At 41.4% G+C, this 10,132-nt stretch carries 11 protein-coding genes; 4 read left to right on the plus strand and 7 right to left on the minus strand.

Annotation, left to right across the window (positions count from 1 at the left end):
- Positions 1 to 9 precede the first annotated feature (9 nt).
- Both argH and PSI23_RS01715 read left to right on the plus strand, forming a co-directional pair.
- Entirely contained in the window at positions 10 to 1,485 is a 1,476-nt protein-coding gene (gene argH / locus PSI23_RS01710; protein WP_273553435.1) for an argininosuccinate lyase, read from the plus strand.
- A gap of 159 nt (positions 1,486 to 1,644) precedes the next feature.
- On the plus strand, positions 1,645 to 2,373 hold the full coding sequence (locus PSI23_RS01715; RefSeq protein WP_273553436.1) for a LysE/ArgO family amino acid transporter: 729 nt from the start codon (positions 1,645 to 1,647) through the stop codon (positions 2,371 to 2,373).
- Between the two features lie 196 nt (positions 2,374 to 2,569).
- Here PSI23_RS01715 and argF read toward each other — a convergent pair whose 3' ends face one another.
- Complete coding sequence (gene argF, locus PSI23_RS01720; protein WP_273553437.1) at positions 2,570 to 3,583, minus strand: ornithine carbamoyltransferase; 1,014 nt, start codon at positions 3,581 to 3,583, stop codon at positions 2,570 to 2,572.
- A gap of 232 nt (positions 3,584 to 3,815) precedes the next feature.
- Between argF and rraB the strand changes: the two genes are divergently transcribed.
- The gene (gene rraB / locus PSI23_RS01725) at positions 3,816 to 4,241 is read left to right on the plus strand and encodes a ribonuclease E inhibitor RraB (RefSeq protein ID WP_273553438.1); all 426 of its coding nucleotides are present in this window, start codon (positions 3,816 to 3,818) and stop codon (positions 4,239 to 4,241) included.
- A 132-nt stretch (positions 4,242 to 4,373) separates the two neighbouring features.
- Here the strand turns inward: rraB and PSI23_RS01730 are convergent, their stop codons facing one another.
- A complete protein-coding gene (locus PSI23_RS01730) occupies positions 4,374 to 4,877 on the minus strand; it encodes a GNAT family N-acetyltransferase (RefSeq protein WP_273553439.1) in 504 nt (167 codons plus the stop codon).
- A gap of 269 nt (positions 4,878 to 5,146) precedes the next feature.
- On the opposite strand from PSI23_RS01730, the gene PSI23_RS01735 reads away from it, so the two are divergent.
- Positions 5,147 to 5,917 (plus strand): hypothetical protein, encoded by a 771-nt coding sequence (locus PSI23_RS01735; RefSeq protein ID WP_273553440.1) that lies wholly within the window; start codon positions 5,147 to 5,149, stop codon positions 5,915 to 5,917.
- Between the two features lie 18 nt (positions 5,918 to 5,935).
- Here the strand turns inward: PSI23_RS01735 and PSI23_RS23010 are convergent, their stop codons facing one another.
- The 5 genes from PSI23_RS23010 to PSI23_RS01755 all read right to left on the minus strand — a co-directional run bounded on the left by PSI23_RS23010 (position 5,936) and on the right by PSI23_RS01755 (position 9,569).
- Positions 5,936 to 6,004, minus strand: a complete 69-nt coding sequence (locus PSI23_RS23010; protein ID WP_373567270.1) for an IS1 family transposase — start codon at positions 6,002 to 6,004, stop codon at positions 5,936 to 5,938.
- 170 nt (positions 6,005 to 6,174) lie between these two features.
- A complete protein-coding gene (locus PSI23_RS01740; RefSeq protein WP_273553441.1) occupies positions 6,175 to 6,948 on the minus strand; it encodes an amino acid ABC transporter substrate-binding protein in 774 nt (257 codons plus the stop codon).
- Positions 6,949 to 6,997: 49 nt separating this feature from the next.
- Positions 6,998 to 7,762 carry an amino acid ABC transporter ATP-binding protein gene (locus tag PSI23_RS01745; protein WP_273553442.1) on the minus strand — a complete coding sequence of 255 codons (765 nt, stop codon included), beginning with the start codon at positions 7,760 to 7,762 and terminating at the stop codon, positions 6,998 to 7,000.
- Positions 7,740 to 8,456: an amino acid ABC transporter permease gene (locus PSI23_RS01750; protein ID WP_273553450.1), complete on the minus strand. Its 717-nt coding sequence runs from the start codon at positions 8,454 to 8,456 to the stop codon at positions 7,740 to 7,742. The genes PSI23_RS01745 and PSI23_RS01750 overlap by 23 nt, the downstream gene beginning before the upstream one ends.
- 192 nt (positions 8,457 to 8,648) lie before the next feature.
- The gene (locus PSI23_RS01755) at positions 8,649 to 9,569 is read right to left on the minus strand and encodes an omptin family outer membrane protease (protein ID WP_273553443.1); all 921 of its coding nucleotides are present in this window, start codon (positions 9,567 to 9,569) and stop codon (positions 8,649 to 8,651) included.
- Positions 9,570 to 10,132 lie beyond the last annotated feature (563 nt).

Genomic DNA, 10,132 nt, shown 5'->3' on the forward strand with positions numbered 1-10,132 from the left:
GAAACTGTTATGCCAACTAAACTTTGGGCGGGTGTATTCAACAAAGATGTCGATGCCGAAGTGCTCGACTATACGGAAACCACAAAAATAGATGCCAGACTTGTCCATTATGATATATGGGGGAGTATGGCGCACCTGATCATGTTGCATGAACAGGGAATTGTCGCTCATGATGCGGCATCGGCTATTGCCAGTTCTCTCCTTGAACTGCATCATGAAAATGAACAGAATCCGCTCGAACTGAATCCGCAATACGAAGATGTTCATCTGAATATCGAAACATTGATCACTCAGAAAATCGGCTCCGAATTTGGTGGTCGGTTGCACACGGCTCGCTCAAGGAACGATCAAGTTGTTACTGATACACGTATGTATTGCCGCGAAGAGATCCTCAATATTGCAGAAACACTCGTTTTATTTATTGACGATCTCCTGCAACTTTCCGATGAAACAAATGGTAAGTTAGCGGTGGGTTACACTCATCTCCAGCCAGCTCAACCGATCAACTTAGCCTTCTGGTACAGCGCTTATGCGAGCATGTTTTTGCGTGACGTTGAAAGACTGAGAGACTCGTTCCGTTATACGAATGTCAATGTCTTGGGCGCTTGTGCCTTGGCTGGAACTTCTTTCAATATAAACAGAGAGTTAACAACGCAGTTGCTGGGTTTCGACAGCATTCTTTACCACAGTCTGGATGCAACCAGTTCGCGAGATTTCGTGAGTCATGCAATTTCATCTTTCGCGATTATCATGAGTAACCTCTCACGTCTTGCAGAGGAAGTCGTCGTTTGGAGTAGCCATGAGTTCGGGCTGCTGACGGTGGATGATGCATTCGCTACCGGTAGTTCAATCATGCCGCAGAAAAAGAATCCAGTGGTCGGTGAATTGGTTAAAGGAAAAGTCGGTCGCGTTTATGGTGCACTAATGCAGATCTTGACTATCAACAAAGGCATTACGCTTGGCTACAACTGTGACCTACAGGAAGACAAACCCATGCTATGGGACGCCATTGATACCGTCAAATCGTCTGTCAGAATTAGTCATCGGCAGATGACTACATCGATCTATCAATCTGAGCGGGCAACCGAGCTGTGTTGGAAAAATTTCTCTACGGTTACGGAACTGGCGAACATGCTTGTTACTAATAAGAACATTCCCTTCAGAGACGCGCACAAGATAAGTGGTACGTTAGTTCGTAAGTTAGCAGAAATCCAGTCCGATCTACGGAATTTCGACTATATTCAAAAATACTTGGCTGAAAACTCGATAACTTTGAGTCTTTCTGAAATACGTGAATGTGTGTCGCCAGACAAGGTAATCAGCCGTCAGTCAAGTAGTGGTGGAACCTCACCCAAGGCTGTCAGCGACATGATTACTGATATGCGTAACAGCTTATCACAGCACAAACTCTGGATTGATGAATCAAGGCAAAAACTCAAACTCGCTTTGGGTACGGTAAGGTCAAGGCTTCAAAAACTCTCGTGATTCGAATATCTGTCCCGATTCGGCTAATGTGCTTGCTTGATTGGACATAGGCTTGATGACAAGGAGTGTTTTATTGGTTCATACAGGGAACTGAGTATCTGAACGATTATCACCTGAAGGTCATCACAGACCTCTGTTTTAATTTACAGCAGGTTTGTGGTGGCAGCTTTATCATCGGCTGTTCAGAAATCCCTTCCGGTGCGATTCATTATATTTAATAACATATTTAATAAGATATTTAATAATATGACTATCTTCCCTGATGTTTTAATTAGTTCTTTTTTAATAGGCCTCGGCCTGATCATTGCTATTGGCGCACAAAACATCTTTATAATAAAGATTGGGTTGCAAAAGAAGAATGTGTTTCTTGCTGCAACCACCGCAGCCACGTGTGATACGTTATTGATAGCACTTGGTACTGTTTTCATGAGTAGCTTGGTACAGCTAGTGCCGATGGCCTTATCGATCGCAAAATGGGCAGGCATTGCGTTCCTGTTATTTTACAGCTTTAGCTCCTTATTCAATGCATTAAGAACGCATCCGAAAGGCTGGAGTGTTCATGAAGGTCATGCTGATTCTGTATCAAAATTGAGTAAGGGAGTACTGATCCCCACTCTGGCATTTTCTTTATTGAACCCACACGTTTATTTAGACACTTTTCTGATCTTGGGAAATTTAGGTTCCCGACTTTCTCCGGCTGCACAACTAAGTTTTATTCTTGGGGCAGGTTCAGCCTCTTATTTCTGGTTCTATCTGACAGGATTCGCCTCAAAATTATCTTCGCGGCTCTTCCAGAAGGAAATAACCGTACGAATCTTTGATTTTTTTGTTGCCCTTGCAATGCTTCTGATCGCATATGGAATATATAATGTTCAACCTCCGCAATAACCCTTGTTAGATTCTTGCCTGCTAACATGTATTTCTGAGAGCAAAAAATATCACATTAATAGTCGATAACTACATCATTCATTACGAAAGGATGGGGAGCGGTCACATAACCGACTTATTCCCCATTCGAGAAATTATAGTTAGCCTTTAATGAAACGATTATGCGTAATTATTGTTTCTGTTATATGTGGCAGAATTACAAATCCAGATTTTCCACCAGCGTAGCCACCATCACCGCCTTAATGGTATGCATTCGGTTTTCGGCCTGATCAAATACAATACTATGTTTTGATTCAAATACTTCATTAGTGACTTCCAGCCCACCATACAGACCAAAATCTTCCGCCAGTTGCTTACCGAGCGTCGTTTCTTCATCGTGAAAAGCAGGCAGACAATGCAAGAATTTTACTTCTGGATTTCCCGTCAGTTTCACAACATCCATATTGACCTGATAGGGTTTCAGCAAGGCAATCCGCTCTTGCCAGACCGACTTCGGTTCTCCCATTGATACCCAAACATCGGTATATAAAAAATCAGCCTCTTTTACACCTTGTGTAATATCTTCTGTCAGAGTGATCTGACCGCCAGTTTTCTCTGCCTGTTTTTGGCATTCTGCAACTAAGCTTTCATCAGGCCAGCACGCTTTTGGCGCGATCAAGCGGAGATCCATACCCGTCAATGCAGCAGCTTCCAGCATTGTATTGCCCATGTTATTGCGTGCATCGCCCAAATAGGCAAATTTGATCTCAGACAGCGGTTTTGGACTGTGTTCCTGCATCGTCAGTAAATCAGCCAAAAGTTGGGTTGGGTGGAATTCATCAGTCAGGCCATTCCACACCGGAACGCCAGCGTGTTGCGCCAGTGTTTCGACAATTTGCTGACCATACCCACGGTATTGGATGCCATCATACAAACGTCCAAGTACCCGTGCGGTGTCCTTGATGGATTCTTTATACCCGATCTGATTGCCATTTGAGCCTAAATAGGTAACGTTGGCACCTTGATCATAGGCTGCGACTTCAAATGCACAGCGTGTTCGGGTAGAGTCTTTTTCAAAGATCAGGACAATATTTTTCCCTGTGAGTAAGGGAGACTCGGAACCTGATTTTTTATTCGCTTTTAATTCATGAGCCAGAGCTAAAAGAGTATTAATTTCTATTGGAGTGATATCCAGTAATCTTAGGAACGATCGCTTAAAAAAAGGGTTCATTATGCATTGTCTCCATCAGTGCAATATTGAATTTATATTCACTATATATCGATAAAAAATTCAATTACAAGCCCCGCGCTCGGTGTTTGTAAGAGTAAAGGTATTAAGACTGGTTATGAATCAGTCGCTTACGGTTTGCATTCCTCTTAAACAAAATTGGATAGATATATCCTTTGCAAAGAAAAGATGGGAGAATGCAAAACAAGACAGCCAACTGACGGAGGGGATTGGCATGGCAGACCCACATGCTTTAGAAGAACAACGTGAAGAAACCCGCTTGATCATCGAAGAATTATTGGAAGATGGCAGCGATCCTGAAGCGCTTTATATTATTGAACACCACTTTTCGGCAGAAGATTTTGACCAACTGGAAAAAGCTGCTCTTGAAGCGTTTAAGTTAGGTTATGAAGTCACAGATGCAGAAGAGCTGGAAACAGAAGATCGTGTTGTTTTGATGTGTTGTGATGTGATCAGCGAAAGCCGTTTGGAGGCTGAATTGATCAATGTACAGGTTGAACAGCTGATGAATCTGGCTGAAAAGATTGGTATAAATTACGACGGCTGGGGAACATACTTTGAAGATCCGAATGCGTCAGACGATGAAGACGACGAAGGTGATCTCTTTCCCCCAGAAGAAGATAAACCCAAACTTCATTAAAATTTTTTGAAGATAATGAAAGTCTTTGAAGATAATGAAAGTCTTTGAAGATAATGACAGCTTTTTTAAAATAGCGTCAAAGCCAAATGCCCCACTTAATCCGTGGGGCTGGTTTATTGATGATCATTAGCGTTATAGCGCTTTGATCATCCTGACTTCACAGTCGCTGTGGCCTGTATTGCCAAGTGGTTCATCAAGATAGCTGAACCCCAGCTTTTCATACAGGGTAATGGCCGCTCTCAAGTTCTCCGTCGTTTCCAGATAACAGCGTTTAAAACCTTGCTCTGTACCGAATTCGAGGGATTGCTTCACGATTTGCTTGGCTACACCTTTTCCCCGCAGTACCGATGAAAGGTACATTTTTTGTAATTCGCAGGTATTACCATCACCACCAGCCAGCGGAGCAACACCGCCACCACCAATAACGTCACCATCCATCTCAACAACCCAGTAAGCGCTGCGTGGCTGGTTGTAAACTTCGTACAGCGTATCCAGAATCGGATCAGCAACGGCAAAACCTTTGTCTGCGGTTAAACCATGCTCGGCGGATACCTCACGGATAACAGTAGCAATGCCAGAGTTGTCTTGTTGGGTGATGGGGCGAATAACGTAGTGGTGTGTTGTTTTTGCTGTCATTATTTCCTCTTTATATTTTTATTGATGGGGTGTAAATAATACAACATGGAATATATTGAGTTAACTAATAATTAATCAGATAACTATGAGAACGTGATCCCACTGCAGATTACCTTACCGACAATGTGCTCTAATCGTCCTTTGAAGTTCTTGCCGAAGTTCAAAAAGCTCATCAAGCCATTAAATATGTCTTAAAGGAAATTATGAAAATGCAATTTCACTTTTTTATTTAAATGAATTTATTTATTTTTTATTATGAGGTGATAAATATGAAAGATATTCATGAGCTTGCTAATATATATGCGAAATACTTAGCAGCACAGAAGGGACAGAAAGTATATTCAGTTGAGACCTGGAATTATAACAATACACCTAAACTTGCACCTTATAAATCGGATCAGGTACGTGTAGAGGCTAATGAGGATATGCAGTGGGAATTTTATGATGTAAAAGAATATGAATTTAAATTTGCTGAATATGATTGGTATAATCATACTTCTGAGGTGATAGAAAAACGCCTGAAATATGAAAAATCTCAAATAGAGAGTGCAACTTGGTCTGTCAGATCACCGATAAAAGTGGATATAGATTTTCAATTAAAGGTATTATTTCCATTTATTTCTGAAGATAGAGAAAAACTTTCTACTAGTATCAAAGTCGGTGATAATTCCTCAAAAACTGTTACTAATACATGGCGATATCAAGAAGACAGAATGCTGAAGGTTAAACCACATACACATTCATGGGGCTATAAGCATTTGTTGATGAAAAGAGGAACAGCGTATTGGACTCAATCCTGCCAATATATTGGTGCTGCCGGTATTTTATTGCTTGATGGTAATAAACTGAGATTACATATAGTTTATCTAGGAGAAATATTTAACAGGATTAAATACGACATGCATGAAAGTTCACTTCTTGAGGGTTACAAATCAACCTCTAGAAGTGATGTTATATTAGCTAACGTATCAGGGAGTCTTGACTATAATTATTTCATTAAATTTAATGAATATGCATATGAAAAACCTCTGGATAACTGAGGTTACCAATCGATTAATTCAGTTACGTACAGTCAAATTTTCACGCTCGATACGTTGTGTGAAATTTTTTCCTATAAAGTGCTTGATTTATACTTTTTTCAATATCCCAATGGATTTCAAGGTGCCTCGCGGCGGCAAGAGAGCGAATCCCGGGAGCATAGATCACTCTATGTTCATAACAACGGTGACCGGGGTGAGTGAGTGCAGCCAACAAAGAGGCAACTTGAAAGACGAAGGGTATAGGTGAGTTCCCTGATTCACTTAGAAATATCCACTCCAAAATACTTTTCGGAGATACGGGCATAAGTTCCGTCATCTTTCATCTCTTGCAGCGCTTTATTAATTGCTTCTACCAGTTCCGGATCGCCTTTGCGCAGTAAAACGGCTGATTTACTTGCATCGGTTTTCTGGGCGACAATTCTTACCGGAGCATTAGGACGTTGTTTTTTGAAATCAAGGAATGACAGACGATCATTTAGTGTGGCATCTGCGCGTCCGGTGGCGACCAGATCAATGGCTTGGTTAAAACCATCCGTACTGATTAACGTGGCTCCATAAGATGTAGCCAGTTGACCGTAATTACTGGTCAGAGATTGCGCTGAACGCTTTCCTTTTATATCCGCGAATGTCTTAATATCATCGTTATTGTTGCGGGTGATTAACACAACTTGAGAGGTTGTGTAGGGAATGGAGAAACTGAATTTTGCTTCGCGCTCCGGGGTGACGCCCACTTGATTGATAACGGCATCAAAACGTTTAGCATCCAGTCCGGCAATCAAACCATCCCATTTAACTTCCATAAATTCAGATTTGACGTTCAAACGACGGGCGATTTCCCGGGCGATATCCACATCAAAGCCGGTTAATTTGTTGCTGGAATCATGATAGGTGAAAGGTGGATAAGTGCCTTCTGTACCAACTTTAAAAACACCAGAGGTTTTTATCGCATCGAAATCTTTGCCGGCATAGCTGGGGGCGGAAATAGCAAGGGCAGTCGTGCCCGCCAGTAACAAATTCAAAATTTTTTTCATTATGCTTCTCCGAATAAATGATGTTGTTGATATTAAACGTGACTGCTTGCTAGATTTCCCAATCAGGTAAGGTTTCTGTCAGGGTTGAGATAAACTCGACAGTACGCACCTTACTGGGGCGGGTGAAGATGGTTTTTGCCGGGCCTGATTCAATAATATTGCCGGATTCCAGAAACACAACATCATGGGCAAGATTGGCCGCCAAACGTAAATCGTGCGTTGCCATTAACATGGTGGTGCCTTCTCCCGCCAGTTGCTTCAAAACGGAAACAACTTCTTTGGATAATTCAGGATCGAGTGCTGACGTTGGTTCATCACACAGCAGTACTTTGGGTGAAGGAGCCATTGCTCTGGCGATTGCTACACGCTGTTGCTGGCCTCCCGATAGTGTGCTTGGCCAAACATCTGCCTTGTGCGACAGGCCGACTTTTTCCAGCAACACCAGCGCCCGTTCTCTGGCGCGTTCGCGTGACCATTTCTGTACCCAAATCAGTCCTTCCATAATGTTTTCAATTACTGTCAGATGCGGAAAAAGCTGGAAGTTCTGGAATACCATACCGGTTTGTAGGCTAAAGCGCTGAATTTCCCGATGTGGCAACCGTTCTTTACCGTTAAACGTAATCTGCTCCTTGCCAATTTCCAGCTTGCCGGCCTGTGGTATCTCCAACAGATTAATACAACGCAGCAAAGTACTTTTCCCGCTACCGGAAGGGCCGATAAGTGCCGTCAGGCTGCCTTCTTTAATCGTCAGGCTAATATTTTTCAGCACCTTTTGCCCGTCGAAACTTTTTTCAATGTTGGTGAGCTGAATCATCTTTGCCTTCCTTATTGCTGTTTTGTTGGTTACTGCCGTTTTGCTGGGAGAATTTCTTTTCCAACCGGACTTGCAGTGCTGACAACACCGAGCTCAATAAGAGATAGAGAATAGCCGCTTCGGTATACAAGATGAGTGGTTGATAGGTAACGGCAGCGATGCGCTGTGCGGCCAGAAACATTTCTGGCACAGTAATGACGGAAGCCAGCGAGGTATCTTTTACCAGCGAAATAAAAGTATTGGACAGGGGAGGGATTGAAACCCTTGCCGCCTGTGGCAGCACGATCCGGTGCATTGACTGCCACCAACTCATGCCGATAGAGTGAGAGGCTTCCCATTGCCCTTTAGGAACCGAAGTCAGTGCGGCGCGGATGACTTCTGAGGTATAGGCACCAACATTCAGGGTAAAGCCGATAACGGCAGCAGTGAAGGCTTCCAATGTAATACCTGCGCTGGGCAGGGCGTAGAAGATCAGAAAGAGTTGCACCAACAGCGGTGTACCGCGGATCAGCCAAACATAAAACCGAACCACCGCAACCAGCGGCTTAGGCCCATACAACCTGATTAAAGCAACAATAAACCCCAATGAAATCCCAAGTACGAAAGTAATCAGCGTGAGGGGAATAGTAAATGTGAGACCTGCATAAAGCATCGGCCAAAGAGAATCCAGCGCTAAACTGAGCCAATCTGGGATCATAGATTCATCCTAATAGATAGATATTAAAAATACGTTTATTTTTTATAGGCTTGTTTTAATGATGATATGGCAAGAAAAGGTGAACGCTATATACAATAAAGTTATAGCTTAGAACGTTAGGATTGGTTGGTAATATACATGTAAGATAATTATTTAACAGGCACCGATGGCGCCTGTTTTTTGGGCTAATTAAAAGCGATATTGAACACCTGCAGAAATGGTGTAGTTGGTATTATCCATGCTACCGGCATTATTATAAGTATGAGAACTACGGTTGCTATGATTAGTGGCTTCTATACTCCCTTTTTTACTGTTGGCAAACTTATTCCAGCTAAGTTCACTAAATATTTTCATATTCGGAGTAATATAATATCCAGCATCCACGGAGACAGCATAATAACGTGATTGACTGATTTTTGTTTTGTAAGTTGAATTACGCAGGATATGTTCATCTTTGTCTTTTGCCTGAACCCACGGACTGAATTTCAACAAGGCATTGAATTCAAAATCTTGATAACGATATTGTCCGGTCAGTCCCATATACGGCATACTGAATTTCTGTTGGTAAGTGATCACTGGTTTGTTTTTTAAGTCATAGACTTTATTATTATAAACGCCACTTCCCCCACTTGCTGTCCAATTGAATTCGGTTTGTTGATAACCAAATAAACCACCGAGTTTATAATTGGACTGCTTCAACACCCAGCCCTTTAAATTAACATCAAATTCGCTGGCATCATCCAGCTTGGTATTTTCGTGGTGAGACCAGTGAGTCCATTTAGACCGGTTGGGGTTTCCCCAATAATAATCATCCATTTTACCGCTGCCTGATGATAACGTTGTCCAACCACGTGCATTCAGTGTCAGATATGGCAGAGCATCCCAGGAAAGATCACCTTTAATTATAGTAGTGTTTTTAAATTTCCAATTCAATTCACTGAACTTACGCCCATTTTCTGGACTGTAGGTATATTCGTTTGATTGACCTGAAAGCCAGCCTAATGAAGCATTAACAGATACACTGCTTGGTGTGAAATTAATTGGACTTGCATTTACTGTTTGGGTTGCTGCCAAGCTAATAATACTTAAAGTGATTAAATTACGTTTCATTTATAATACTTCCTTTATGAGAAAGGTGTTAATGATTACTTATATCAATACTTATTTATCCCTACATGTTGAACATGTAAAAGAATGGTAAAGATACAAAGATTGAGTGCTATTTTGTCTACTAAATATAGAAATATATCTTTTATTAAAACGTTGAAGTTATGATTAAACTCAATGATTTCATGTAGATAATAACGCATTTAATAATATTTTTTCACTCGGAAAACCACCTTGTTAACATAATTTATTGATATGCGTCCACCTTAATTATTAATTTTAAGTGCATGGTGTCATCATTGTATTTATATAGCTAATTGAAATTTAAAAATCCATCTATATTGGTGATGCATTGTTTTGAGTTCAGAGATTGTAAAGTATGCTGAATTGTTATCTTATGAGTGACTTGGGATTGGTTTTTTGAATATATTCTGGAAGGATAAAATATATAATTTCTTGGATTCACATATTAAGCGCAACACCGTAATGAACGAAGTAAATGAGTGGGTACTCCTTTAAATAACTCATTCGGTGTTTTGTAATCTCGTGTTTTACGAGGGCGATTA

It is taken from the genome of Xenorhabdus yunnanensis (genome assembly GCF_028598805.1).
GTDB lineage: Bacteria > Pseudomonadota > Gammaproteobacteria > Enterobacterales > Enterobacteriaceae > Xenorhabdus > Xenorhabdus yunnanensis.

What these genes read in the sequence shown, in the direction of transcription:
- argH (WP_273553435.1), top strand. Translation starts at nt 10, where the DNA reads ATGCCAACTAAACTTTGGGCGGGTGTATTCAACAAAGATGTCGATGCC.
- argF (WP_273553437.1), bottom strand. Translation starts at nt 3,583, where the DNA reads ATGAACCCTTTTTTTAAGCGATCGTTCCTAAGATTACTGGATATCACT.
- rraB (WP_273553438.1), top strand. Translation starts at nt 3,816, where the DNA reads ATGGCAGACCCACATGCTTTAGAAGAACAACGTGAAGAAACCCGCTTG.
- PSI23_RS01730 (WP_273553439.1), bottom strand. Translation starts at nt 4,877, where the DNA reads ATGACAGCAAAAACAACACACCACTACGTTATTCGCCCCATCACCCAA.
- PSI23_RS01735 (WP_273553440.1), top strand. Translation starts at nt 5,147, where the DNA reads ATGAAAGATATTCATGAGCTTGCTAATATATATGCGAAATACTTAGCA.
- PSI23_RS01740 (WP_273553441.1), bottom strand. Translation starts at nt 6,948, where the DNA reads ATGAAAAAAATTTTGAATTTGTTACTGGCGGGCACGACTGCCCTTGCT.
- PSI23_RS01745 (WP_273553442.1), bottom strand. Translation starts at nt 7,762, where the DNA reads ATGATTCAGCTCACCAACATTGAAAAAAGTTTCGACGGGCAAAAGGTG.
- PSI23_RS01755 (WP_273553443.1), bottom strand. Translation starts at nt 9,569, where the DNA reads ATGAAACGTAATTTAATCACTTTAAGTATTATTAGCTTGGCAGCAACC.